Here is a 25504-nt window from a genome sequence, read left to right on the forward strand (position 1 = left end):
CCCGCCGCCCGCCGCCCGCCGGGCGCCCGACGTGCGCGCCCGCCGCCCGCCGGTCCCCCGTCCCCCGGCCGCCGGGTCAGGGCAGCCAGGGGAGAGCGGCGCAGTTCGACACGGCGGGCTTGCCGTCGAGCCGGTCGGCCAGCCAGCCGATCGCGTCGCCCTGGTCGGCGAGGAGCGGGGCGAAGTGGTTGAGCAGCGCCCGGCCGAGCGGCGGCGTCACGACGGGCTTGTACGTGACGTCGGCTCCCTTGGCGCACCAGTCGACGGCGAGTTCCCGCGCCTGCGCGTGCGGCACCAGGTCGTCGGTGGTGCCGGTGGCCACCCGCACCGGGGACGCCGGTTCGAGCGTGCCGATGCGCTGGTCGGCCAGGAAGGCCTTCAGCGCCGGTTCCGCCTCGATGATGTCCCCGAGGGAGCTGCCGTCCGTGGTCCAGGCGTTGCTGCGGGCCGAGTTGTAGGCGAGCAGGGCGTCGCCCACGCACATCGTCGACAGGTCCTCCAGCGCCGACTTGCCGGCCTCGCTCAGGTGCGCCTCGGCGATGGGCCTGAGCTCGGGGTCGGTCTGCAGGAACCCGTTGACCGACCAGCCGAGCGCGCCGGCCAGGTCGCTGCCGTCGATCGCCTCCGTGACGGCGACCAGATCCGCGGGCGCGGCGCCCGCGTAGGTCCCGGTGAGCGGGACGTCGGGCGCGTAGGAGGGCTGGAGCTCGGCGGCGGCCGCCGTGGCCCCGCCCCCCTGGCTGTAGCCGTACAGAGCGACCCGGGAGCCGTCCGTGAGGGACGTCCCGTCCAGGGCCCGGGCGGCCCGCACGGCGTCCAGCACGGCGTGCGCCTCGTCCACCCGGTTGACGTAGGTGTGCAGCCGGTCGGTCGAGCCCAGCCCGGCGTAGTCGGTGACCACGACCGCGATGCCCCGGGCCAGGAGCCGGTAGATGGCCAGGTTCTCGTAACCGATGGACAGTGTCTGCCCGTTGACCGTGAGCGGCCGTTCCAGGTTGAGGGAGGCGGCGCACTGGTCGCCCTGTCCCATGGTGCCGGGCGCCAGCGCGACCAGCGGCCGGGCCCCGCCGCCCTCCCAGGCGGCCGTCGGTTCGATGTAGGCGCCGGTGACGGCCACGGGCCCGCCGGTGGAGTCGGTGGACTTGTACATCAGCCGGGTCGCTCTGCCGGGGAGCGGACCGTCGATGCCCGGCAGGCTCAGGGCGAGGGGCAGCTGCTCGGTGCGGACGAGCGCACCGTCGGCCGCCGGGAGCCGGTCGGGCGGGGTGTAGAACGCCGGAATGGTGACCCCGCGCGACACCACGGCGTCCGTCGGCTCCGCGGCGGCGGCCGGGACGGCCGTCGTACCGATGCAGGCGGCCACCGTGACGGCGGCCGCGAGCAGGCGGGTGGAAGCGGGCATGGCAGACCTCCTGGGGAGAAGGGGAGGCCGAGCCTTCCTCTGCGGCTCGGGTGGCTGACGGCCCGGTGAGGACGGACCGCTCGGCACGGAGCCGCGGTCGTCCACCGCCGCTCCGTGCCGTTCGCTGAACGCTTGCTCTTAGACGAACTGTCAGGACGGTAGCCGCGGGAGGGTTACCGGGGGTACCCGTCGGTAGGTTACGGTTCAGTAATGTGCGTACCGCCGAGCGCGCCCGCAGGGGCGTCCGGCGGAACGGCAGCGGCCCGCCCCCGGTCACCCGGTGATCGAGTGGTCAGGGGTACACCGTCGGGCGTACGGTCGAACGGTGGCGGGCGCGCCGGCGGAGCATCCCGTCGACCGGTCTTCGCGGGCCCGCCCGATCGGGCGATACGTCATGAGTACTTCTCCGCAGCCGACTTCGGCGACCCAGACCTCCACCCGTCGACCGGGCGACGGCACCGCGATGGCGCTGCTGGTCCTCGCCTCCTGCCAGCTGATGGTGGTCCTGGACATCACGGTCGTGAACATCGCGCTGCCGCACATCCAGCGCACCCTGGGCTTCTCCACCGCCGGCCTGTCGTGGGTGGTCAGCGCCTACACCCTCACCTTCGGCGGCCTGCTGCTGCTCGGCGGCCGGGCCGGCGACATCTTGGGCAGACGGCGCGTCTTCGTCCTCGGCGTCCTGGTGTTCGTCGTCGCCTCCCTGCTGGGCGGCCTCGCCCAGAGCCCCGGCCAACTCCTGGCCGCGCGTGCCCTCCAGGGGGCCGGCGGGGCCATCGCCTCACCGACCGCCCTCGCCCTGATCAGCACGACCTTCCGCGAGGGACCCGAACGCAACCGCGCCTTCGGGGTGTTCGCCGCGGTGTCGGCGGGCGGCGGCGCGATCGGCCTGCTCGCGGGCGGCATGCTCGTGGAGTGGCTGAACTGGCGCTGGGTCCTGTTCATCAACGTCCCGATCGGCCTGCTCATCCTCCTCGCGACACCCCGCTGGATCAGGGAGTCCGAACGCCACCCCGGCCACTTCGACCTCGCCGGGGCGATGACCTCCACCGCGGGCATGGTGCTGCTGGTGTACGGCTTCATCCGGGCGGCGCAGGACGGCTGGCGCGACGCGCTGACGCTCGCCTCCTTCGCCGCGGCCGTCGTCCTCCTGGTGCTGTTCCTCCTGGTCGAGAGGCGTTCCCGGCAGCCGATCACGCCGCTGCACATGTTCGCCGACCGCAACCGCGCGGGCACCTACGGCATCATGCTCTGCCTCGCCGCCGCGATGTTCGGGATGTTCTTCTTCCTCACGCTCTTCGTGCAGAACGTGCTGGACTTCGGCCCGTTGCAGGCCGGGCTCGCCTTCCTGCCGGTCAGTGCCGTCATCGCGACCGGCGCCGGGCTGGCCTCCCGCCTGCTGCCGAGGTACGGCCCCAAGCCCTTCATGGTGACCGGCGCGGTCCTCGCCGCGGCCGGCCTCGCCTGGCTGACCCTGACCGACGTCCACTCCACCTACGCGGGCAGCGTCCTCGGCCCGATGCTCGTCTTCGGCCTGGGCATGGGCATGGAGTTCGTGTCCCTGACCCTGATGGCACTCTCCGGCGTTCCCGCGCGGGAGTCGGGAGCGGCCTCCGGTCTACTCAACACCACCCAGCAGGTGGGCGGTTCACTCGGCCTGTCCATCCTGGTCACGGTGTTCGGCACGGCCAGTGCCCAGGAGGCGCAGCGGCAGGTCCCCGCCTTCCTGGCCCGGGCGACCCCGGCCGAACGCCTGCGTTTCCGGCGCACCGGGGAACTCCCCGCGCCCTGGTCCGACGAGGTGCTCAGCGCGGGGGTCTCGACGGCCTTCGTCATGGCGGCCGTCTTCGCGCTGCTCGCGGCGGTCGTCGCCGTCCTGGTCATCCAGGTCCGCCCCGCGGACCTGGAGCGACTCAAGGGCGGAGTGGGGCCCGGCGGCATGTGAGAACGACGACGGCGGCCCCTTCGAAGGGACCGCCGCGTCGGAGAGGTGCCGGACGGCTCAGTCGTCCAGCGCGGTCAGTACGTCACCGAGGTCCACGAACTTGAAGTTGGTCGCGGTGCGGTCCGTCGCCTCGCCCGCGTCGTCGTGGCCGTCCTGGACGACGAGCAGACCGTTGGGGTACTCCTTCCCCAGCGGCGCGTTGAGTGCCGCGGCGCCGTCGCACTCCTCGGAGCCGTCGGGGCCCGTCGCGGTGGCGGCGACGCGGAAGCCGCCCTCGTACTCGCCCGCCTCGTCCAGTTCGCGGTCGTAGGCGGCGAAGGTGTTGTCCCCCTGGCTGGACGCCAGCAGGTATCCGTCACCGTCGGCCTCGGAGACCAGCGTCAGGCCCTCCACGTCCGCGGACAGCCGGGTGCCGCCGTAGCCCGGGTCGGTGCCGCTCACGCACTCCTCGGTGGCCTCGTCGTACGTGCCCGGGACGCCGTACTCGCGCACGGTGTCGAGGAGCCGGGGGCTGCCGGTGAGGGTCGCGGGGACGCGCCAGATGCCGACGTCCTCCTGCCCGGCGTAGAGCGTGCCGTTCGCCGGGTCGACGACCATGCCCTCGACCTGCGGCAGCTCGCCGGGCTCGGCGCACGGCGACCAGGACGTGCCGTCGGGCAGACGGAAGGACGAGGGCAGGTTCAACGTGCGGACCTTGCGGTAGCCGACCTTCCCGTCACCGGTCGCGGTGATCTCGAGCAGGGCGATCGTGGTGCGCTCACGCTGACTGACCAGCGCGTAGCTGCGGCCGGTCGACCGGTCGGTCCAGGTGGCGAGGCCGTACGCGGTGCGCTGCTCGTTGATCTCGGCCTGGTCCGCGGAGAAGACCGGCGCGGCGGCCGGGTCGGTGACGTCCGTGAGGGGGCTGCCGGTCGTGCCGGGGTCGATGCGGTAGAACCGGAGACGGTCGTTGCCGCGGTCGGTCGTGACCGCCAGGTCGGCCTTGCCGTTGGAGAGGCGGATCCCCTGCACGAGGTCGACGTTGTTGAAGCGGCCCGGCGCGTCCTCCGCGCCCGGCCCGGCCGGCGCGGAGACCGACTGTACGAGGCGGGCGTCGAGGTCGTAGACCCGCAGTCCGCCCTCCTTCGCGGTGGCGACGACGAGCGACGCCTCGGGCCGGGCGGCGTTGCGCCAGATCGCGGGGTCGTCGGCGTCCGCGTTGCCGCCCGCCTCGTCGTCGAAGAGGGCCGCGGTCTCGACGCGGGGCGAGACGGCCGGCAGGGCGTCGTCGTCCTCGGCGGACGCGGGCAGCGCGCAGGTGAGAGCGACCGACGCCGCGACGACCGATACCGCGAACGATCTCCAGAGAGGGCTGGCCACGTCGACTTCCTTCCGTAGCGGGCTTCGGTACCAGGCTTAGATGGCGTGCATGACAAACAAGGTGATCTTGGTGGCCCGGGGAGACTCGGAGGGGGCGGGTGGGTGAAGACGAGGGGCCCCGGAGCCGAATAGCTGCTCCGTCGGCGGCCGGGCCCATAGGCCGGGCCCATAGGCCGGGCCCATAGGCCGGGCCCATAGGCCGGGCCCATAGGCCGGGCCTAGACCCGGGAGTGCGCCAGCAGGTGGTCGACGGCCTCGGTGACGTCGGTGACGGTGCGGTGCGGCACGGCGAGCCCCTCGGGCCAGGGCCGCCCGGTGACCCAGATGGTCCTCAGGCCCGCGTCGTGCCCGCCCCGGATGTCGGCCTCCGGCTGGTCGCCGGTCATCCAGTCGTCGGCGGAGAGCTGCGTGCCGCAGCGTGCCGCGGCCAGTTCGAACAGACGCGGGTCGGGTTTGCGCACGTCGATGTCGCCGGAGGCCGCGATGCCGTCGACGAGGTCGGCGAGGCCGGTGGCGCGTACCTTGGCCCGCTGGATGTCGGAGGCTCCGTTCGTCGCGACGCCGACGCTCCAGCCGTTCTCCTTCAGGCGGGACAGGCTGTGCAGGACGGCGGGACGGCAGGTGACGGCGGCGGCCATGCGGTCGACGTACACCCGCCACAGGTGCTCGGCCGACTCGCCCAGCCGGAACGCGGCGCGCAGCCGGGCGAAGTCGCCCCGGTCCGCGTGGTCGGCGAGTTCGGACAGCAGCCACCGTTCGATCTCGGGTCCGTACCCGTGGTCGTGGCAGAGGCCGGCTATCGCGTCGGCGAAGGCGGACGTCCGGTCGACCAGGGTGCCGTCCAGGTCGAAGAGGGCGAGGTGCATGGACGTGACCCTACCCAGGCGGTCGTCGGCCGCCCACCCCGCGGCCCGCCCGGCCGGGTGCCGCCGTCGAGGAGGGAAGACGGGCAGCCGGTGGGTGCCGTACGTGTTTGCCCGCGGAGGGAGAGGCAAAGCGATGTCCATGACTGAACCGAACAGGCAACCGAATGAAGAGACCGCATCGAAGCGGGTGACCGCGGACAAGGCTCGGCGGACCGCCGACAAGGCGACCGCTCCCGCCTCCCGAGCCGCGAAGAACGCGGCGGGCAAGGCCGGTGACGCCACGTCAGTGGCGGCGTCCGCGGCCGGTCGTGCCGCGGAGGCGACGACGGGCGCCGCGCAGAGCGCCGCCCGTGGCGTCGAAGTCGGCCGTCAGGCGATCATCGCGACCTCGGGGCAGGTCGCGGCCACGGCCAGGACGGCCTGGACCGTCATCGCCCACCGGAAGCTGGTCGCCGCCGGTGTGGGGGCCGGTCTGACGGCGCTGACCGCCGCCTCCTACGCGGTGGGCCGCCGCTCCGGCCGCCCCGCGCAGGGGCCGATCACCCGGCTCACCGGTGGACGGATCTGACGGGCCTTCAGCCCAGCCCTACTTCCCCGCTTCCGCCGTCGTCGCCGTCGTCCTCGCAGGGCGGGAAGGGCCCGGAATTCCGCGCCCTTCCCGTCCGAGGGCGGCCGGACGACGCGCCCCCGGGCGCCGTCCGCGCCGTCCCGCCCCGTCCGGCGCGGACCGCCGTCCCCGTCCGGTGCGGTGAACCCGTCGCACCAGGGCACACGGCTCAGTGATCATCAGCGAGGCCTTCGACGACGGGGAGGACGTACCACCGTGACCGCACCCACTCGCCCCCTGCCCCCTGTGCCACCCGGGCCCTCCGGGCCCTCCGGGCCCTCCGGGCCGTCCGGTCTGCCTGCGCGTCCCGCGCGCCGTCGCCGTTTCGATCTGCGGTCGACGGCCTTCTTCTTCGCCTTCCTCGCCCTGCTCCTCACCCTCGGCGGGATGGTCGTCCGCACCGCGGCGGCGGCCTGGGAGCGGCACCCCGCCTGGGTGGTGGCCGTGCTCCTCCTCGCGGTTGCCGGTGTGGTCGCGGGTCGCCGCGGCCGGCGGCGGTGGTCGGCCCGCCGGCTCGTGCGGCGCACCACCGAGGCGCTGGAGGAGGCGGCCGAGACGGCGGCCGAGGCACTGGACGCCGCCCCGCCCGCCCCCGCCTCCGCCCCGCCCGCCCCCGTCGCACCGCACCTCATCGCGCCCGGGCCCGCGGACCACGGCCCGGTGCCGACAGCCCCGCTCCTCGACCCGGACGAGGACGCGCCGCCCACCGCCACCGTTCCCCTCGGCACCCCGCTCACCTGGGGCGAGGAACTGGACCCGGCCGAGTTCGAACAGGCGATAGCCGGCCTGTGCGCCCGCGACGGCTGCACGGACGTGCAGGTCGTCGGAGGCGCGGGCGACCTGGGCGCCGACGTCCTGGCGGTCGCGCCGGACGGGCGGACCGTCGTCATCCAGTGCAAGCGCTACACCGACGGCAACAAGGTCGGATCCCAGGATCTCCAGCGCTTCGGCGGCACCTGCTTCACCGTCCACGCCGCCGATGTCGCCGTCGTCGTCACCACCAGCGACTTCACGGCACCCGCCGCCGAGTACGCCGAGCAGTGCGGCATCGTGTGCGTGGCCGCCGAAGGCCTGGAGGAGTGGCGGGCCGGCACGGGTCCGCGGCCCTGGGAGGCGTGCCCGGCCGCCGAGGGCTGAGCCGGCCCCGGGCACGCCGCCGACGGTCGTCCGCCGCGCCCGTCACCCGCCGTGGACATCCGTGTTCGTCCTGGTTCGCTCCCCGCCGAATGGGCACTTGGCGGTGAGCGAACGCTGAACCCTGGAGGTTGCTGTGGCGGTGCGGCATCGACTGGTGAAGACGGACCCGGCAACGGTGTGGGCCGTCCTGGCGGACGGCAATCGGTACGCGGACTGGGTGGTGGGGACGTCGGAGTCGCACCCGGTGAGCGGCGCCTGGCCCCGCACGGGCGCGGCCCTCCGGTACGAGATCCGGCTGGGCCCCCTCCGGCTCACCAACGAGACGGTCGTACGGCGCTGCGAGGAGGGCACCAGCCTCGAACTGGAGGCCCGGGCGGGTGCGCTCGGCACCGCCAGGATCGCCGTCGAACTGCGCCCCTGGGGCGAGCACTGCCTGGTGATCGTGGACGAGCACCCGTTGCAGGGAGCGGGCGGGGCGGTGCACAACGTGGCGGTGGAGGCGCTCATCCAGATCCGGCACCGGGCCATGCTCGCCCGGCTGGCCAGGGTCTGCGAGGAGGAGGCCCGCGACCGGGGCGCCGTCCGCCGCGACGGGGACGGCGGGCGGGGGACCGAGCCGGCCGGGCGGCCCTCGGGCGGAGGCGGCGATGCCTGACGCCGTCGTGATCGGGGCCGGGCCGAACGGGCTGGTGGCGGCCAACCTGCTGGCCGACGCCGGCTGGAGCGTGGAGGTCCTGGAGGAACAGCCCGAGCCGGGGGGCGGGGTGCGCCACGACCGGGGGGTCGACCCGGACTTCGTCAACGACCTCTTCAGCTCCTTCTACCCGCTGGCCGCCGCCTCCCCGGTGCTGGCCGGGCTGCGTCTGCAGGACCACGGCCTGCGGTGGAGCCACGCGCCCCGCGTCCTGGCGCATCCGCTGCCCGACGGCCGGTGCGCGGTGCTGGACCGCCGCGTCGACGCCACCGCGGCGTCCCTCGACGCCTTCCACCCCGGGGACGGCGCCGCCTGGCGGAGCCTGCACGACGTGTGGGAGCGCCTGCGCCCGGACATCCTCGACGCGCTGTTCACCCCCTTCCCGCCGCTGAGGGCGACGACGCGGCTCGCGCTGCGGCTGCGGGGAGCCGGCGGACTGCGGCTGGCGAGGACGCTCGTCCTGCCGGTGCGACGCCTGGGCGACGAGGAGTTCGGCGGCGAGGGCGGCCGGCTCCTGCTGGCCGGCAGCGCGCTGCACGCCGACCTCGCGCCGGACGCCGCGGGCAGCGGCGGCTTCGGCTGGCTGATGTCCATGCTCGGCCAGACGTACGGGTTCCCGGTGCCGGTCGGCGGCGCGGGCGCGCTCACCGCGGCCCTCGTGCACCGGCTGCGCTCCCGCGGGGGCGTCCTGCGCTGCGGGCGGCGGGTCGGCCGGATCCTCGTCCGGGACGGCCGGGCCGTGGGCGTGCGCACCGCCGACGGCGACACGGTGGCCGCGCGGCGCGCCGTGCTCGCGGACGTGTCCGTCCCCGCCCTCTACGGCGAACTCGTCGAGCCCGAGCACCTTCCCTCCCAACTCCGGGCCGACCTGCGGCGGTTCCAGTGGGACTTCGCCACGTTCAAGGTCGACTGGGCCCTGGACGGCCCCGTGCCCTGGCGGGCGGAGCGGGCCGCGCAGGCCGGCACGGTCCATCTGGCCGACGGCCTCGACGAACTCACGCGCTTCGCCGCCCAGATCGCGATGGCCCAGGTGCCCGACCGTCCGTTCGCGCTGTTCGGCCAGATGACGACGTCGGACGCCTCCCGCTCCCCGCGCGGCACGGAATCGGCCTGGGCTTACACCCACGTGCCCCACCGCGTCAGGTCCGACGCCGGGGACGAGGGCCTCACCGGCACCTGGGACGACCGCGAGCGGAACGTGATGGCCGACAGGGTGGAACGCCAGGTCGAACGGTTCGCGCCGGGGTTCCGGTCACTGATCCGGGCCCGCCGCGTCCTGGCCCCGCCCACCCTCCAGGAACTGGACGCCAACCTTTGGGGCGGGGCCATCAACGGCGGCACCACCGCCCTCCACCAGCAACTCGTCTTCCGTCCGGTGCCCGGCACCGGTCGCCCCGAGACGCCGGTGCGCGGACTGTACCTCGCCTCCGCGGGCGCCCACCCGGGAGGGGGCGTGCACGGGGCCCCCGGCGCCAACGCCGCCCGCGCGGCGTTGCGGCGGCACCGGGCCCCGGGGCTGACCCGGATGCAACGCGTCCTCGCCCGCCGCGACCGCGCCGGCGACAGACCGGGCGCCGACCGCACACCCCCCGCCCCCTGAGCCCCGCGGGGGCGCCCGTGGGGCGGCCACCGCGGGAACCGATCGGAGCAAGCCGTGGCAGCAGAAAGCCCCCTCCGCAACCGCACAGCGGACAGCCCCCTCCGCAACCGCACCGTCGTCGTGACGGGGGCCGCCCGCGGCCTCGGCGCGGCCCAGGCCCACGCCCTCGCCCGGCGCGGAGCCCGACTGGCCCTGATCGGCCACGAGGCGACGGCACTGGAGGCCGTCGCCGCCGCGCTGCCCGCCCCGGCCCTGGCCGTCGAGGCCGACATCACCGACGAGGAGGCCCTCGCGCGGGCGGCCGACACGGTCCGCGAGCGCCTCGGCCCGCCGTCGGCCGTCGTCGCGAACGCCGGCATCGCCGAAGGGGGCCCCTTCGCCACGGCCGACATGGCCTCCTGGCGCCGGGTCGTCGAGGTGAACCTCGTCGGCAGCGCCCTGACGGCCCGCACCTTCCTGGCCGACCTCCTGCGCACGGAGGGATATTTCCTCCAGGTCGCCTCACTCGCGTCGATCGGCGCCGCCCCCATGATGAGCGCCTACTGCGCCTCCAAGGCCGGGGTGGAGGCCTTCGCCCACTCCCTGCGGGCGGAGGTGGCCCACCACGGGGTGGCGGTGGGCATCGCCTACCTGAACTGGACCGACACCGACATGATCCGGGACGCCGACCAGTACATGGTGCTGCGCGAGCTGCGCGCCCACATGCCGCCGCCCGCCCGGCGCGTCCACCCGGCCGAGGCCGTCGCGGAGCGCCTGACCCGTACGGTGGAGCGGCGCCGCACCGCCGTCTACGTGCCCGCCTGGCTGCGGCTGGCCCAGGTGACCCGGGCCGCCCTGCCTCCCCTGGTGCTCCGCCGGTGCCGGCGCACACTGCCCCGGCTGGAGGCCGAGGAGCCCTTCCGCCCGACGGGCCCCCTCGGCGCGGGCGGCCGGGCCGACAGCGACGCCACCCACTGAGCGACGCCACCCACTGAGCGGCGCCACCCACTGAGCGACGCCACGCACTGTGCGGTGCCAGGCACCGTGCGACGCCACGCACTGTGCGGTGCCAGGCACCGTGCGACGCCACGCACGGGCCGCCCCCGGCCGCAGTGATACGACCGGCTCGTGCCACCGACTCGGGCGATGCCCGTGCCCGGCTCCGGCTCCGGCGATGCCAGTGCCCGGCTCCGGCTCCGGCGATGCCAGTGCCCGACTCGGGCGACGCCCGCGTCGGCTCAAGCGACGACGCCCGCGTCCGCCCGCCGGCGCAGCACGAGCAGCGCGGTGTCGTCGGTGGGCGTGCCCGCCGCGTGGCGCCGTAGGTCCCGGTACAGGGTGACGGGCACCTCACTGGCGCGGACCCGGCACCAGCCCGCGGCCCGCTGCTCCAAGGGGTAGAAGACGCCCGAGGGATCGCGGGCCTCGGTGACGCCGTCGGTGCAGAGCAGGAGCGTGCCGTCGGACGGGAAATCGAACCACTCGACGGTGCGCGGCGCGGGGGTCAGCGCGTCGAGACCGAGGGGGACGCAGGGCTCGTCCAGGAGCACGGGACCGGCGCGCCCGCGGTCGAGCAGCAGCGGCGCCACATGGCCGCAGTTGATCGCCTGGGCCTCCTGCCCGGAGTCGACGCCGAGAACCAGCGCCGTCACGAACCGCTCGCTCTCGCCGACCTGCGCCGCGAAGGAGTTGTGCCGCAGCACCGCCTCCTCCAGGGCGTCGACGACACCGGTGAGGGTGGGTTCGGACACGGCGGCCTCGCGGAAGGCGCTCAGTACGGCGAAGGCCGCGCTGATGGCGGGCAGGCCCTTGCCCTGGACGTCGGCGATGAAGACACGGCTGCCGTACGGGGAGGCCACCACCTCGTAGACATCGCCCCCCACGCGGCTGTCCTCCTCCACCGGCTGGTACAGGCCGTGCACCAGGAGGTGTTCGGTGACCAGCGGGAACGGGCGCAGAAGCTGCCGTTGCAGGGCGGCGGCGGCCGACCGCAGCCGGGCTATCTCACCCTCGTCGCCGACCCGCTGGGCCACGCGCGCCATGCTGAGACCGTTGAAGACCAGGGCGAACACGACGGTCGCCACCGCCTCGCCGACCGTGTCCTCGGCGGCGTCGAAGAGAGCCGCGACGATCACGACCGTCGTCCACGCCGAGGCGACGGCGGTCTGCCGCACCGTGCCCCGCCCGGCGACCAGCGCCGGCACCACCACCAGGAACGGGGCCAGCCGGGTCTCCCGGCCGAGGAACACCCCGACGACCGCCAGGACCACGGTGAGTCCCGCGAGCCAGCCCAGCACCACGGCCCAGCGCAGCGGCGGCGTCGGCCGTCCCGCACCGGCGAGGCGGGCCGCGCCGTCCATGTCCCTCGACGTACCCGTACCCGTACCAGTACCCGTACCTGTACCCACCGCCGCTCCCGGACGCGGAGACGAGGAGAACCCCTCCTCCACACCCTCCCGCACTATCCGCCCACCGTCGCGGCGTGGCGGCGGCCGGGGCGTCGGACACACCGCGCCGACCGCCCCGGACGGGCGTACCGTCGCCGTAGGGCGTGTCTCCCGGATCACCCCGGGGCCGCGGGGCGTGGCACGCACTCCCCCGTCGGGGGTGCCCCCGGCCGCGTGCTATCGGCCGCGTGTCGTCGGTGGCCGATTCCCGCCCCACGCTCGGCTTGCGCTCACGCGGGAGGTGCCCTCATCGCATCGACCCCCTCCTCCGCAGTGCGGTCGCACGCGCCACGCCCCGCTCACCGGCATCGCAGGGCACCGCGAACCGGAGCCGGGCTGATCCGGCGGACACGCCCTCGGGCGAGGGCGGGCACGGCGGGCGGCGATCCGGTGCGCCCGCGGACTCCGGTGCGCCCGCGGACTCCGGTGCGCCCGCGGACTCCGGTGTGCCCGCGGACGGGATCCCGCGGCCGGTCCGGCGGTCCGCACCGACGACGGGAGGTGGCGCGTGACCAGCCCGGGTGACAGGGCCGCCGACACGCGGGCGCTGGACGCCCTGTTCGCCGAGACGGTACGCCGTACCGGCGCGACCATCGGTGCCCTGTACGTCCTCTCGTCCGACGAGCGGATGCTGTGCCTGGACCTGCTGTGCGGGGCGCCCGCCGAAATCGCGGCGCCGTGGGCGACGGTCTCGATGTCCGCTCCCGCCCCGGTCGCCGACGCCGTCCGCGAGGACCGCCTGGTGTGGGTGGGCGGCGAGGGACGGATGGCCCAGTCCTACCCCCGTACCGCGATCGCGCTGCCCTACCCGCTGGCGCTGGTCGCCGCCCCGGTCACCGGAAGCCGGCGGATGGGCGCCCTGCTGCTGATGTGGCCGGCCACCCGTCCGTCGTACATGACCCGGCGGGAGCAGGGGCACATCGAGGCCAGTTGCCGGGGCCTGGCCCGGCTGCTGGAGGAGGCCGCCGAGCAGGGCAGGCCCTCGCCGTGCGACCGGGGGCCCCGGGTGCTGCCCACCGGGGCCGGGCTCCGGCGCGTGGGCCCGGCGATGGCCGCCGCCGACTTCGCCGAACGGCTGCCCGGCGGCAGCTGCGCCCTGGACCTGGAGGGGCGCTTCACCTTCCTCAGCACCGGTGCCTGCGCCCTGCTGGGCCGCACCGCCGGTCAGCTGCTGGGCACCCTGCCGTGGCAGTCGCTGCGCTGGCTGGACGACCCCACCTACGAGGACCGCTACCGCGCCGCGGTGATCAGCCGGGAGCCCGTCGCCTTCACCGCGTGCCGCCCGCCGGACCGGTGGCTGGACTTCCACCTCTATCCGGACGCCAGCGGCATCAGCATCCGGATCATCCCCGCCGGCGCCCAGCCCCCGCCCTGGCCGGCGCCCCGCCGGCCCGGACCCGCCGCCGCGCCCGCCCGGGCCGGCCAGCTCTACCAGCTGACGCACCTGGCGGCCGGGCTGACCGAGGTGGCGGGCGTGCGGGACGTCGTCGACCTGGTCGCCGACCAGATCATGCCCGCCTTCCGCGCCCAGGGCCTGGTGCTGTCCACCGTCGACGGTGGCCGGCTGCGGATCACCGGCCACCGCGGCTACGACGCCACCACCGTCGCACGGCTCGACAGCCTGCCCCTCGACACCGGCTTCACCCCGGCCGGCCAGGCCATCGCCAGCGGCATCCCCGCCTTCTTCGCCGCACCGGAGGAGATGCTCCGCATCTATCCCGAGGCGCCCCGGATCAGCGGCAAGCAGGCGTGGGCGTTCCTGCCGCTGATCACCTCCGGCCGCCCCGTGGGCATCTGCGTCCTCTCCTACGACGAGCCCCACGCGTTCCCGGCCGAGGAACGCGCCGTCATGACGTCGCTCGCCGGACTCATCGCCCAGGCACTGGACCGGGCCCGCCTGTACGACACCAAACTGGAGCTCGCCCACGGCCTCCAGCAGGCGCTGCTGCCGCGGACCCTCCCCGCGGTCGCCGGGCTGAGGGTCGCCGCCCGCTATCTGCCCGCGACGCGGGGGATGGACATCGGCGGGGACTTCTACGACGTGATCCGGCTCGGCGACAGCGCCGCCGCGGCCGTCATCGGCGACGTCCAGGGCCACAACGTCGCGGCCGCCGCGCTGATGGGCCAGGTCCGAACCGGCGTGCACGCCCACGCGACCCCGGGCACGACCCCCGACGAGGTCCTGTCCCGGACCAACCGGCTCCTCACCGAGTTCGGCCCCGACCTGTTCACCAGCTGCCTCTACGCCCACCTCGACCTCGCCGGCCGGCGCGTGACCCTGGCCAGCGCCGGCCACCCGCCCCCGCTCGCGCGCCTGGCCGACGGCACCACCCGGCCCGTCGACGTACCGCCCGGCCCCCTCCTCGGCATCGACCCCGACGCCGAGTACCCGGTGACGGAGATACCCCTCGCGCCGGGGCTGATGCTCGTCTTCTACACCGACGGGCTCATCGAGACACCGGGAGTCGACCTGGACGACGCCATCGCGCAGCTCGCCGGGCACCTCGCCGACGCCGACGACCGGGACCTGGACCGGCTCCTCGACACCCTGCTGAGCAGGTCGGGCACGGCCGGACAGCGCACCGACGACATCGCCCTCCTCCTCCTGCGGTACGCGCCGGACGGATGACGCCCGCCCGCACGCCCGACACGAAATGACACAACACGACACAACATGACATGACATGACGCATCCCGTCGCCGCGTCGGGCGCGCGTCAGACCCGCCCGGCCGCCTCCTGCGAGCGCCGGGAGAGCGAGTCGATGACGATCGCGGCGAAGAGCACTCCGCCGGTGATCACGAACTGCACGGCCGCCGGCGTGTCCGTGATGGCCATCCCGGAGGAGATCGACTGGATGACCAGCATGCCGAGCACCGCGGACCAGGTGGTCCCGCGTCCGCCGAACAGGCTGGTGCCGCCGATGACGGCCGCGGCGATCGCGTTGACCAGGAGGACGCCCGAGCCGGAGCTCTGGCTCACCGAGGTGATGCGCGAGGCGAGGAAGAGGCCGCCGATCGCGGCCATGGTGCCCGAGACGGCGAGCACGGCGGTCCGCACGCGCGTGACGCCGATGCTGGCGCGCCGGGCGGCCTCGACGCTGCCGCCGACGGCGTACACCTGCCGTCCGTAGTGCGTGCGCCGGAGCACGATGTCGAGGCCCGCCACCACCACGAGGAAGACCAGCAGCGCGAGCGGCAGCCCCTGGAACCGGTTCAGCACGTACGCCGCGCCGAAGGCGGCCGCGGCGACGGCCCCGGTACGGACCGCGACGTCCCGGCGCGACCGGTGCGGCATGCCCGTCGCCTCCCGGCGCCTGCGGTCCCGGTGGGACACGACGAGGACCGTGCCGGTGCCGACCGCCGCCAGGCCGTAGGCGACGGCGTCGTTGCCGAAGTGGAAGCTGGTCAGCTGCGCGACCGGCCCGTTCTCGTCGAGACTGATGGTGCCGGTCGTCCCCAGGACGGAGAGCATGATGCCGTTCCAGGTGAGCAGCCCGGCGAGGGTGACGACGAACGCCGGCACCCGGGTCTTGGCGAAGGAATAGCCCTGGACGGAGCCCGCCGCGGTGCCCGCGAGCACCGCGATGACGACGGCGAGCCACTCCGGCACGCCGTTGTTCACGTTCAGGACGGCGAAGACGGCCGCCGCGAGACCGCTGACCGAGCCGACCGACAGGTCGAGTTCACCGAGCAGCAGCACGAAGACGATGCCGACCGCGATCATCCCCGGGCCCACGATGTCCACGCTGAGATTGGACAGGTTGCGGGGGGAGAGGAAATTCTGGTCGAGGCACTGGAAGACGATCCACACCATGGCGAGGACGAACACGACGGGGAGCGCGCCCGGGTCACCGGCGCCCAGTCTGCGGCGGACGGCGGCGACCCGGCCCGCCAGAGAGCGGACGGCAACCCGTCCGTCCGGTGCCCGGGGCGCCCGCGCGCGGGGCGCGGAGGAGGCGGCGGGCCGTGCGGTGTCCGCCTTGCCGCGCGTCTCCTTCACCACGCCTCCCGGGTGGCCGGCCGGTGGGGCACGTTCTCCGTGGCGCCGGTGACGGAGGAGATGATCTGCTCCTGGGGGGCGGTGTTGACGTCGAAGAAGCCGTTGTTGCGGCCGAGCCGCAGCACCACCGCCCGGTCCGCGAGGGCCTTGACGTCGCCCATGTTGTGGCTGATGAGCAGGACCCCCAGACCGCGGTCGCGCAGATGGTCGACGAGGTCCAGGACCTCGGCGGTCTGCTGGAACCCCAGAGCCGCGGTCGGCTCGTCCAGGAGCAGGACGCGGGGCTCGCCGAGGAGCGAGCGGGCGATGGCGACCGTCTGGCGCTGGCCGCTGGAGAGGGAGACGACGGGGGACCGCAGATCCGGGAGGTCCCGGGTCAGCCGTTCCAGGAGGTGCCGGGTGCGGCGCTCCATCTCCACCTCGTCCAGGAACCCGGACCGGCGGACCTCCCGCCCCAGGAACAGGTTGCCGACGACGTCCAGGTTCCCGCACAGCGCCAGGTCCTGGTAGACGGTGGCGATGCCGAGGTCCCGGGCGTCGTGGGGGCGTCTGATGTGGACCGGCCGGCCCTCCCACTCGACGGCGCCCCGGTCGGCGGGCACCACCCCGGAGATCACTTTGACCAGGGTGGACTTGCCGGCCCCGTTGTCGCCCAGGAGCGCGACGACCTGGCCGGAGTGGATCTCCAGCTCGATGTCCCGGAGCACCTCGACGACGCCGAAGCGCTTGCACACCCCGTGCAGCGCCAGCAAGGGGGGAGCCGGCACGGAAAACCATCTCCTTCCCGGGGGCCGGGCCCGAGGCCCGGGGGCGCGGGTCAGGTGAGCCCGGCTTCGCCGCAGGCCTTCCCGAGGTGCGGGGTGCAGATCTGCCGGACCGTGTACACGCCGTCCTTCACCAGGGTGTCCGCGATGGTGTCGGCGGTGACGGCCGACGGGGTCAGCGTGATCGCCGGGACCGTGACCCCGTCGCGGGTCCGGACGGTGTCCGTGCCGATCCGGCCGAGGCTCTCCCCGCGGGCCGCGGCCACCGCCATGGCGGCACCGGCCGCGGCCTCGGGACCGAACGGCTTGTAGACGGTCATGTACTGACGGCCGCCGAGGATGCGCCGTACGGCCGCGAGTTCGGCGTCCTGCCCGGTGACGGGGGGCAGCGGCTCGACGTTGTTCGCCCGGAGGGCGGAGACGGCACCCGCGGCGAGCCCGTCGTTGGCCGCGTACACCCCGTCGATGTTGCCGGCGCCCAGGGCGGCGATGGCCCCGGACATGTTCGTGTGCGCGGTCTCGGTCCTCCACTGGAGGGTGTCGTACGTCTTGCCGATCTTCACCCGGCCCGTGAGGACGGACAGTGCGCCCTTTTTGAACGCCGCCGCGTTGGGGTCGCTGGGATCACCGTTCATCATGACGATCTGGCCGTCGGTCCGCTGCTCGCCCATGCCCTTCAGCAGTGCGGTGCCCTGGAGCCTGCCGACCTCCTCGGCGTCGAAGGAGACGTGGCCCGCGATCGGGCCCTCGGCGAGACGGTCGTAGGAGATGACCGGGATGCCCGCCTCCTGGGCGTTGCCGACGGTCGTGCCGAGCGCCCGGGAGTCCACGGCCGCGAGCACGATCGCGTCGACGCCCCTGGCGATCATCGAGTTCAGCTGCTTCTGCTGGAGGGCCACCTCGCTCCTGGCGTTGGCGTGCTCGATCACGCAGTCGCCGCACCGACGCTCGATCTCCTTCTCGAGCAGGGGCCTGTCCCGGGTCTCCCAGCGGGCCGTGGTGGCGTCCGGCAGCAGCAGACCGATGCTCGGCCCGTCCTCCTCGCCGGAGCCGGAGCCGGAGCCGGAGCCGGAACCGGAGCCGGGACCGAAGCCGCAGGCCGCGAGGGAGACGGCCGCCGAGCCCGCGGTCACCGTCACGGCCACCCCCCGCAGGCGGGCCTTCACCCGGGAGCCCTCCCGCCGGCCGGTCTCCCGCACCCGTGTCGCACCGCGGCCCGCCGCGCGATCGCCCGTACGGCCTGAGCGTTCGCCCGTACGGCCCCTACAGCGCGTGCGGTCGGCGCGGTGTGCGCGGGTCGTGTCCCGGGACGGGCGCCGACCGTCCGTGACGAAGGGGAACAGGCGCCGACCGTCCGTGAGGAAGTGGCCGCGCGGGAACGGCAAGACGGACACGTCGTCAGTGTGGCACCGGCCGCGGTCATCTGCGAATGCTGCACGTTCGTTGACATCTGTCCACTTGGTCCGCGTATGCGATTCTGGTGGATGGGTGCCGGATCCCCCGCGTCGGCACCCGACCGCTCGACACCTCGGCACCTGCTGCCTCTACGGGGAGGTAGGTCGCGGACATGCCTCATGACGGCCGGGCCCGGACCGGGCTCTGGGAGCCGTCGGCCTCCGAGGCCGGCGCCACCGGCGCGGGCGCGCCCCCGCTGCTGCCCGGGCCCACCGGCGAACCCCCGCTGCCGCCCGGGTCCACCGCGAGCGAGCGCGTCCTGAGCTTCGCCGGGGCCGCGCTCGCGGCCGTCTACGTGCCCGCCGCGGACGGCGAGGACCTCCTGCTGGCCGAGACCGCCGGAGGCACCGACCGCGCGCACGGGCTGCCCGAGCGCCTGCCCCTGTCCGGCGGCTCGCCCGCGGCCCACGCCGTGCGCGCGGACCGGCCCCTGTGGCTGAACTCCGCGGAACCCGCCTCCTACGACGCCTCCTGCAACGCCTTCTGCAACGCCTCTTACAGCGCCTCCTACAACGCCTCCTGCAACGCCTCCTACGACGCCTCCTGCGACGCCTCCTGCGACGCCTCCGACGACGAGGGCGGGCCGCCGCGCCCCGGCCGGTCGCTCGCCGCGCTGCCCCTGCGGACGGCGGACGGACGGCGCGGCTGCCTCGTCGTGGTCGGGACCGACGCGGAGGGCTTCGACGCCGAACGGCGCCACTTCCTGGAGCGCTACGCCGAAGCGGTCACCGGCCTGCTGCGCGCCGGAGCCGGCCACCCGGCGCCCTCGTCGCTGCTCACGCCGGCCCTGCGGAGCCTGGGCGTCGGCTCCTTCGTCCTGGTGCCCGGCACCGGCCTGGTCGAGGCGGACGAGACCCTCCTCGAACTGACCGGCATCACCCCGGACGCCTTCGACGGCAAGGCGGCGACCCTGCTCGCCCATGCCCTGCCCGACGACATGCACGCCCTGATGGCGGTTCTGGAGCCGTCCGCCCAGACCTTCGGCCAGCGGCGTGAGCTGGAGTTCCGCGTCCGCTGCCCCACCGGCGAGATGCGCTGGCTGAGCCTGGCGTGCCGGGTGCTGGCGGGCACCGGCGACCGGCCGGACCGCGTCCTGGGGGTGGTCACCGCGACGCCGGTCCTGCGCCGCGGCGCCGACGACGTCTCCCGCATCCAGTGGCTGACCGCGGCCCTCGACGAGGCGACGACCGTACGGGACGTCGGCCGGGTCGTGGTCACCGCCCTGCGGGAGCCACTGGGCGCCGACCGGGTGGCCCTCGCCGAGGCGCAGGACGGCCGTCTCGACGTCACCGTGCTCGATCCGCCGGAGCCCGCGGGCTGGCCCGGGAGCTGGCGCTCCACGTGGCGCTCGGAGCAGCAGCCGCTCGTCGACGTACCCGACGCCGCCCTGCACGCACTCCGGCCGGCCCTGCGGGACGGCCGCATGGACCTGTGGCCCGCGGGGGCGGCCCCCGACCCCGGGCTCGTGGACCTCGGTCCCGGCGGTCTGGCCGTGCTGCCACTGCCCGCCAAGGGCCGGGTCCTCGGCGTGTGCCTGGTCGGCTGGGACCACGCACACGCGTTCGCCCCCGACGAACGGTCGTTCCTCACCGCCGCCGCCGCGCTCGTCGGGCAGGCGCTCACCCGGGCGCACGCACACGACGCCGAGGAGGAGCTCGCCACGATGCTCCAGCGCAGCCTGCTGCCCCGGCGGCTGCCGGAACTGCCCGGCGGCACGGCCGTCGCCCGCTATCTGCCGGCGCGGCGGGGGCTCCAGGTCGGCGGCGACTGGTACGACGTCATCGCCCTCACCGAGGACCGGGTGGCGCTCGTCATCGGTGACGTGCAGGGGCACAGCGCGGCAGCCGCGACGATCATGGGGCAGATGCGCACCGCCGTGCGGGCGTACGCCGTGGAGGGCCACCCGCCCGACGTGGTCCTCTCGCACGCCAACCGCCTCCTCGTCGGCATGGAGACCGACCTGTTCGCCACCTGCTGCTACGCCGAGGTGGACATGGAGGAGGGGACCGTCCTCTTCGTGCGGGCCGGGCATCTCGCGCCGCTGGTGCGGCACCCCGACGGCACGACCGAGGAGGCGCAGGTCGAGGGCGGGCCTCCGCTCGGCATCCTCGCCGATGCCGAGTTCCCCATGACCTCGGTCACCCTCACCCCCGGCACGGTGCTCGCCCTGATCACCGACGGCCTGGTCGAGTCCGCCGACCTGCCCCTGGACGAGGGCATGGACCGTACCCGCGCCGCGCTCGCCGCGGCGGAGCCGGCGGACCCGGGAGGCATGGCCGACGCCCTGCTCGGCGACGGCGGCCGCCGGGAGGACGACGTGGCGCTACTGCTGCTGCGCTACGACGGCATGAAGACCCGCCCTGTCAAGGCCGGCTGGGCGGTGTGGCGGCTGCCCGACGCCGTCATGCACGCCCGCCGGTTCACCGCGCGCACGCTGCGGCGGTGGCGGGTGGAGGAAGCGGCCGACGCGGTGCTGCTGGTCGTCTCCGAACTCGTCACCAACGCCCTGGTGCACACCCAGGGCCCGGTCCGCATCGACCTGGTGCTGCGCGGGGACCGGGTGCGGGTCAGCGTGAGCGACTCCTCGCCCCGGGCGCCCGCCAAACCGGTCATCGTCGACTGGGAGTCGACGGGCGGCCGGGGCCTGCTCCTGGTCGAGGCGGTGTCCGAGTCGTCCGGCTCGGTGCCGGTGGCCGGCGGCAAGCAGGTGTGGAGCGAGATCGTCGTGTCACGCCGCGAACCGGCCCCCGGCGACCCGCCGCCCCTGACGGAACGGGGGAACCTGTGGTGAGGCGTGCCACCGCGGGCGCTTGCGCGGCGGGCGGGACGTGGTCCACGCCGCGCCGCGTCGCTCTGCGCGCCGTGGCCGCGGGCGCCGGCCGCTCAGCAGCTCACCGACCGGGCGGGCCGGCGGACACGGGGGCGGAGGCGCCGTCGTCCTCCGCGGGCCTGTAGTCCTCCGCGGGCCTGTAGTCCTCCGCGGGCCCGCCGGCCTCCGAGGCTGTGTGGGCCTCCGGGGCTGTGTGGGCCTCCGAGGCCGTGTGGACCCCCGAGGCCATGTGGGCCTCCGACGCCGTGGTGGCCCGTGAGGACGTGCGGGCCGGGGGAGCCGCAGGCGATGCGGGGGATGCGGGGGATGCGGGGGATGCGGGGGATGCGGGGGATGCGGGGGATGCGGGGGCCGGGGAGGAGCGGCGGGCGAGGCCGCGCAGCCACCGTTCGGCCGGACGTTCCACCCAGTGGTAGGCCAGGGCCGCGAGGGCCAGGCTGACCGCCGCCACTCCCGCCCAGAAGACCGGCGTCTCGACGCCCGGGTCGGGCTTGCCCCAGTGGAAGACGGCCACCCGGATCACGATCTCGTGCAGCAGGTACCAGGCGAACGACCAGTGCCCCAGCCGGATCATCCAGGCCCCGCCCAGGCCGGTGCGCCTGCCGTCCAGGTCGGCGCGGGCGGCGGCGCAGATCAGGGCGGCGAAGAGCGGCGCCGACAGCCACTGAGAGGCGCTGTACGGGCTGTACCAGAGGGCGTCCGGAACGGCGTTCGACCAGGGGACGAGGGCCAGGTGCCAGCCGGCGACGAGTGCGATCGCCACGGGCAGCGGCAGGGGAGGCCGCCAGCCGCGCCTCAGCGCGAGCCCGGCCACCACGCCCAGCACGAACTGCAGGGAGCGGGTCAGCGGCAGGTAGTCGAGGGCCCAGGTGCGGGTGGTGGGCGGCAGACCGGACAGGGCGGGCCACAGCACGAGGGCGGCGCCGACGACGGCGACGGCCGTCCACGCCCACACCCTGGAGCGACGGCCCGCGAGCACCGCCAGCAGTGCCGGGAAGACCAGATAGAACCAGGCCTCGTCGCTCAGTGACCAGGCGGCCGGATTCCCTCCGGTGAAGACGACCGGCTGCGGGAACCAGGCGTGCACCAGCAGCAGGGTGGCGGCCACCGCCCCGGCCGGGACGGCACGGCCCATGACGGCCCACACGGCGACCGACAGCCCGACGCTGACGGCGAGCAGCGGCCAGATGCGGGCGAAGCGCCGCCACAGGAAGACGCGCGCGGACACCCGCGCCCCTTCGTACGTCCAGGCCAGGACGGCCCCCGACAGCACGAAGAAGAACGTCACCCCGCTCCGCCCGTACCAGACCGCCTCGCTCAGGCCGGGAACGGTCCCGACCTGACGGGACAGGTGGTACAGGACGACGAGCAGGGCGGCCCAGAAGCGCAGCCCCGTCAGCGAGGGCAGCCGGTCGCGACCAACTGCCGGTGTCAAGGTCAACGAGGATCGGTCCTTCACCTTCGGACGACACGAGGAGGTTCCCCTGCACACCCCCGACGGCCGCCCGGGGGCGTGCCCGGCGGACGGTGGCCCGGGGCCCCACTCAAGGGCCCGGGAGCCCGGAGGCCCGGGGGATCTTCGCACGGAGGAGCGCAGGGTAGCACCGGCTCCGGCGCGGAGCCGGGGTGCGGGGTGCGGGGGCGCCCGCCGCGGTGGAGCCTGGAAAGCATGCAGCGCAAGGGCGGGCGCAGACAGGGCACGGGCGGCTCGGGCGCCACGGCCGCGGGTACGGACGACGCGGCGGGTACGGCGGGTACGGCGGGTACGGCGGGCAGGGACGACGCGGCGGGTACGGCGGGTACGGCGGGCAGGGACGACGCGGCGGGTACGGCGGGTGCGGACGACGTGGAGGCCGCTCTGGACGAGCTGTACGCGACCCCGCCGCCCCGCTTCGTCGCCCGTCGTGAGGAACTGGCCGCCGCGGCCGCGGCGGCGGGCCGTGCCGAGGACGCCCGCGCGGTCCGTGCCGCCCGCCGTCCCTCGCTCGCTGCCTGGGCGGCCAACCTGCTGCTGCGGTCCGAGCCGGAGGAGAGCCGGCGGTTCCTGGAGCTGGGGCGGTCCTTGCGGGAGGCGTACCGCACCATGGACAGCTCCGTGATCAAGGAGCTGTCCGCACAGCGCCGCCGCGTCGTCTCCGAGCTGACCCGCCAAGCCGTACGGGCCGCCCAGGAGGCGGGGCACCGGCTGTCGGGCGGGGCCCAGCGGGAGATCGAGGCGACACTGCACGCCGTGCTCGCCGATCCGGAGGCCGCCGACCGGTGGGCCGGGGGCCGTCTGCGGACCGCCCTCGTCCCGCCGTCGGAGCTCACCGCGGAGACCGCCGCCACGGCCGCCACCGCTGCCAGGGCCGCCACCGCCGCCCCGGCCGGCGCGCCGCGCGAGCCGGCCCGGCCGGGCACGCCCCAACCCGCGTCCCGGACGAAGGACGAGCTCGCCGAGCGGCGCCGGGAACGGCAGCGGCGGCTCGCCCGGGCCGTGAAGGCGGCCGAGGACGCCGAGCAGCGGCTACGGCACTGCCGTCAGCAGCGGTCCGACGCCGACGCGGCGCTCAGCCGGGCCGACGGCCGCCACGACGAGGCGCGCCAGGAGGTCGCCGACGCCGAGCAGCGGCTGCGCCGGGCACGCGACGGACTCCGGCGGGCCGCCGAGGAGCGGCGGGAGGCCCGCGAGCGGAGCCGGGAGGCCGCCGCGGCGGTCGTCCGGGCCGAGCGGGAGGCACACCGGGCCGCGGAGGAGGCCGGCCGGCTGTCGGCACGGAGCCGCGAATGATCGCCCGGCTGTCGGCACGGAGCCACGAATGATCTCCCGGCCGCCCCGGCCCGGGTCGAACGAGAACGCGTGTCGAGGACCCCTGCCGAAGCGGCCGTCGGCTACTCGACCTCGGCCCAGTCGAGGGTGCGCTCCACCGCCTTCTTCCAGCCCTCGTAGCCCTCGGCGCGCTGCTCGTCGGACCACGCGGGTTCCCAGCGCCTGGACTCCTGCCAGTGGGTGCGCAGTTCGTCCGTGTCCCGCCAGAAGCCGGTGGCGAGGCCCGCCGCGTAGGCGGCGCCGAGCGCGGTCGTCTCGGCGACGACGGGGCGGCTGACCGGCACGCCGAGCACATCCGCCTGGATCTGCATGCACAGGTCGTTGGCGGTCACCCCGCCGTCGACCTTGAGCACGTCGAGGTGGACCCCGGAGTCATGTTCCATGGCCTCGACGACGTCACGGCTCTGGTAGCAGATGGCCTCCAGCGTCGCCCGGGCGAGGTGGCCGTTGTCGTTGTAGCGGGCCAGGCCGACGATCGCGCCGCGGGCGTCGGAGCGCCAGTACGGGGCGAACAGGCCGGAGAACGCGGGAACGAAGTACACGCCGCCGTTGTCCCGCACGGTACGGGCCAGCGTCTCGCTCTCGGCCGCCGTACTGATGACCTTCAGCTGGTCGCGCAGCCACTGCACCGCGGACCCGGTGACCGCGATGGAACCCTCCAGGGCGTACACCGCCGGGTTGTCCTGGAACTGGTACGCCACGGTGGTCAGCAGGCCGTGCCGGGAACGCACCAGCTCCGTGCCCGTGTTGAGGACGAGGAAGTTGCCGGTGCCGTAGGTGTTCTTGGCCTCGCCCGGCGCGTAGCAGACCTGGCCGACCGTGGCCGCCTGCTGGTCGCCGAGCACCCCGCTGATGGGGATCGCGGCCCGCAGGGGCCGGGTGGTGCGGGTCACGCCGAACGCCTCGCGGTGGGAGGAGGGGTTGATGGTGGGCAGCATCTCCCGGGGGATGTCGAAGAAGCCCAGCAGCTCGTCGTCCCAGTCGAGGGTCTCCAGGTCCATCAGCATGGTGCGGCTGGCGTTGGTCACGTCGGTGGCGTGGACACCGCCGTCGGGGCCGCCGGTGAGGTTCCACAGGACCCAGGCGTCGGTGTTGCCGAAGAGGGCGTGGCCCTGGCGCGCCGCCTCGCGGACGCCGTCGACGTTCTCCAGGATCCACTGGATCTTGCCGCCGGAGAAGTAGGTCGCCGGCGGGAGCCCCGCCTTGCGGCGGATGACGTCGCCCCGGCCCGAGCGGTCCAGGGCCGCGGCGATGGAGTCGGTGCGGGTGTCCTGCCAGACGATGGCGTTGTAGTAGGGGCGTCCGTTGCGCGGGTCCCACACGACGGTGGTCTCCCGCTGGTTGGTGATGCCGATCGCCGCGAGGTCCTCCGGGAGGAGGTTGCCGTTGCGCAGGGCGGTCTGCATCACCGAGTTGGTGCGCTCCCAGATCTCCACCGGGTCGTGCTCGACCCATCCGGACCGCGGAAGGATCTGGGTGTGCTCCAGCTGGTGCCTCGCCACCTCGTTGCCGGAGTGGTCGAAGATCATGAAACGGGTGCTGGTGGTCCCTTGGTCCACCGCGCCCACGAAGTCAGCCATGAGGTACCGCCTCTGGTCCGGGGTTCGGCT

Annotated in this window: 18 protein-coding genes; 9 read left to right on the forward strand and 9 right to left on the reverse strand. The window is 74.8% G+C overall.

Annotated features, from left to right (window positions below):
* Window positions 1-76: 76 nt before the first annotated feature.
* The gene (locus tag ACFV9M_RS36420) at window positions 77-1402 is read right to left on the reverse strand and encodes an alpha/beta fold hydrolase (RefSeq protein ID WP_385075643.1); all 1326 of its coding nucleotides are present in this window, start codon (window positions 1400-1402) and stop codon (window positions 77-79) included.
* Between the two features lie 394 nt (window positions 1403-1796).
* Between ACFV9M_RS36420 and ACFV9M_RS36425 the strand changes: the two genes are divergently transcribed.
* Complete coding sequence (locus tag ACFV9M_RS36425) at window positions 1797-3347, forward strand: MFS transporter (protein ID WP_385075646.1); 1551 nt, start codon at window positions 1797-1799, stop codon at window positions 3345-3347.
* A 57-nt stretch (window positions 3348-3404) separates the two neighbouring features.
* Here the strand turns inward: ACFV9M_RS36425 and ACFV9M_RS36430 are convergent, their stop codons facing one another.
* Both ACFV9M_RS36430 and ACFV9M_RS36435 read right to left on the reverse strand, forming a co-directional pair.
* The gene (locus tag ACFV9M_RS36430; protein ID WP_385075649.1) at window positions 3405-4706 is read right to left on the reverse strand and encodes a phytase; all 1302 of its coding nucleotides are present in this window, start codon (window positions 4704-4706) and stop codon (window positions 3405-3407) included.
* Window positions 4707-4924: 218 nt separating this feature from the next.
* A complete protein-coding gene (locus ACFV9M_RS36435) occupies window positions 4925-5572 on the reverse strand; it encodes an HAD family hydrolase (RefSeq protein WP_385075652.1) in 648 nt (215 codons plus the stop codon).
* A 139-nt stretch (window positions 5573-5711) separates the two neighbouring features.
* Between ACFV9M_RS36435 and ACFV9M_RS36440 the strand changes: the two genes are divergently transcribed.
* The 5 genes from ACFV9M_RS36440 (at window position 5712) to ACFV9M_RS36460 (ending at window position 10567) form a co-directional block, all read left to right on the forward strand.
* Entirely contained in the window at window positions 5712-6140 is a 429-nt protein-coding gene (locus tag ACFV9M_RS36440) for a hypothetical protein (protein WP_385075654.1), read from the forward strand.
* Window positions 6141-6395: 255 nt separating this feature from the next.
* A complete protein-coding gene (locus ACFV9M_RS36445; protein ID WP_385075657.1) occupies window positions 6396-7316 on the forward strand; it encodes a restriction endonuclease in 921 nt (306 codons plus the stop codon).
* A gap of 133 nt (window positions 7317-7449) precedes the next feature.
* Window positions 7450-7971, forward strand: coding sequence for an SRPBCC family protein (locus tag ACFV9M_RS36450; protein WP_385075660.1), 522 nt, complete (start codon window positions 7450-7452; stop codon window positions 7969-7971).
* Entirely contained in the window at window positions 7964-9610 is a 1647-nt protein-coding gene (locus tag ACFV9M_RS36455; protein WP_385075662.1) for a phytoene desaturase family protein, read from the forward strand. Before ACFV9M_RS36450 ends, ACFV9M_RS36455 begins: the two co-directional genes overlap by 8 nt.
* A 54-nt stretch (window positions 9611-9664) precedes the next feature.
* Window positions 9665-10567: an SDR family oxidoreductase gene (locus tag ACFV9M_RS36460; RefSeq protein WP_385075665.1), complete on the forward strand. Its 903-nt coding sequence runs from the start codon at window positions 9665-9667 to the stop codon at window positions 10565-10567.
* A 260-nt stretch (window positions 10568-10827) separates the two neighbouring features.
* Here the strand turns inward: ACFV9M_RS36460 and ACFV9M_RS36465 are convergent, their stop codons facing one another.
* On the reverse strand, window positions 10828-11949 hold the full coding sequence (locus ACFV9M_RS36465; protein ID WP_385075666.1) for a PP2C family protein-serine/threonine phosphatase: 1122 nt from the start codon (window positions 11947-11949) through the stop codon (window positions 10828-10830).
* A 595-nt stretch (window positions 11950-12544) separates the two neighbouring features.
* Between ACFV9M_RS36465 and ACFV9M_RS36470 the strand changes: the two genes are divergently transcribed.
* Window positions 12545-14665: a SpoIIE family protein phosphatase gene (locus tag ACFV9M_RS36470; RefSeq protein WP_385075669.1), complete on the forward strand. Its 2121-nt coding sequence runs from the start codon at window positions 12545-12547 to the stop codon at window positions 14663-14665.
* Between the two features lie 87 nt (window positions 14666-14752).
* On the opposite strand, the gene ACFV9M_RS36475 is transcribed toward ACFV9M_RS36470, so the two are convergent.
* Genes ACFV9M_RS36475 through ACFV9M_RS36485 form a run of 3 tightly spaced genes read right to left on the reverse strand, consistent with a single transcriptional unit; the run spans window position 14753 to window position 17999 of the window.
* Window positions 14753-16036: a sugar ABC transporter permease gene (locus tag ACFV9M_RS36475; RefSeq protein ID WP_385075672.1), complete on the reverse strand. Its 1284-nt coding sequence runs from the start codon at window positions 16034-16036 to the stop codon at window positions 14753-14755.
* Window positions 16033-16803 (reverse strand): ATP-binding cassette domain-containing protein, encoded by a 771-nt coding sequence (locus ACFV9M_RS36480; protein WP_385075674.1) that lies wholly within the window; start codon window positions 16801-16803, stop codon window positions 16033-16035. Before ACFV9M_RS36480 ends, ACFV9M_RS36475 begins: the two co-directional genes overlap by 4 nt.
* A gap of 50 nt (window positions 16804-16853) precedes the next feature.
* Window positions 16854-17999, reverse strand: a complete 1146-nt coding sequence (locus ACFV9M_RS36485) for a substrate-binding domain-containing protein (protein ID WP_385075676.1) — start codon at window positions 17997-17999, stop codon at window positions 16854-16856.
* Between the two features lie 368 nt (window positions 18000-18367).
* On the opposite strand from ACFV9M_RS36485, the gene ACFV9M_RS36490 reads away from it, so the two are divergent.
* Window positions 18368-21046, forward strand: a complete 2679-nt coding sequence (locus ACFV9M_RS36490) for a SpoIIE family protein phosphatase (RefSeq protein WP_385075679.1) — start codon at window positions 18368-18370, stop codon at window positions 21044-21046.
* 100 nt (window positions 21047-21146) lie between these two features.
* Here the strand turns inward: ACFV9M_RS36490 and ACFV9M_RS36495 are convergent, their stop codons facing one another.
* Window positions 21147-22526 carry an acyltransferase family protein gene (locus tag ACFV9M_RS36495; protein WP_385075681.1) on the reverse strand — a complete coding sequence of 460 codons (1380 nt, stop codon included), beginning with the start codon at window positions 22524-22526 and terminating at the stop codon, window positions 21147-21149.
* Window positions 22527-22754: 228 nt separating this feature from the next.
* On the opposite strand from ACFV9M_RS36495, the gene ACFV9M_RS36500 reads away from it, so the two are divergent.
* Complete coding sequence (locus ACFV9M_RS36500; protein WP_385075683.1) at window positions 22755-23855, forward strand: hypothetical protein; 1101 nt, start codon at window positions 22755-22757, stop codon at window positions 23853-23855.
* A 101-nt stretch (window positions 23856-23956) separates the two neighbouring features.
* Here the strand turns inward: ACFV9M_RS36500 and glpK are convergent, their stop codons facing one another.
* A complete protein-coding gene (glpK, locus tag ACFV9M_RS36505) occupies window positions 23957-25474 on the reverse strand; it encodes a glycerol kinase GlpK (protein WP_385075686.1) in 1518 nt (505 codons plus the stop codon).
* Between the last annotated feature and the right edge of the window lie 30 nt (window positions 25475-25504).

Source organism: Streptomyces sp. NPDC059895 (assembly GCF_042731035.1).
In the GTDB taxonomy this organism is placed as follows: Bacteria; Actinomycetota; Actinomycetes; order Streptomycetales; family Streptomycetaceae; genus Streptomyces.

Bases quoted from the DNA above. Each gene is read 5' to 3' on its own strand.
- ACFV9M_RS36420 (WP_385075643.1), bottom strand. From the start codon at position 1,402: ATGCCCGCTTCCACCCGCCTGCTCGCGGCCGCCGTCACGGTGGCCGCC.
- ACFV9M_RS36425 (WP_385075646.1), top strand. From the start codon at position 1,797: ATGAGTACTTCTCCGCAGCCGACTTCGGCGACCCAGACCTCCACCCGT.
- ACFV9M_RS36435 (WP_385075652.1), bottom strand. From the start codon at position 5,572: ATGCACCTCGCCCTCTTCGACCTGGACGGCACCCTGGTCGACCGGACG.
- ACFV9M_RS36440 (WP_385075654.1), top strand. From the start codon at position 5,712: ATGACTGAACCGAACAGGCAACCGAATGAAGAGACCGCATCGAAGCGG.
- ACFV9M_RS36455 (WP_385075662.1), top strand. From the start codon at position 7,964: ATGCCTGACGCCGTCGTGATCGGGGCCGGGCCGAACGGGCTGGTGGCG.
- ACFV9M_RS36465 (WP_385075666.1), bottom strand. From the start codon at position 11,949: ATGGACGGCGCGGCCCGCCTCGCCGGTGCGGGACGGCCGACGCCGCCG.
- ACFV9M_RS36490 (WP_385075679.1), top strand. From the start codon at position 18,368: ATGCCTCATGACGGCCGGGCCCGGACCGGGCTCTGGGAGCCGTCGGCC.
- ACFV9M_RS36500 (WP_385075683.1), top strand. From the start codon at position 22,755: ATGCAGCGCAAGGGCGGGCGCAGACAGGGCACGGGCGGCTCGGGCGCC.
- glpK (WP_385075686.1), bottom strand. From the start codon at position 25,474: ATGGCTGACTTCGTGGGCGCGGTGGACCAAGGGACCACCAGCACCCGT.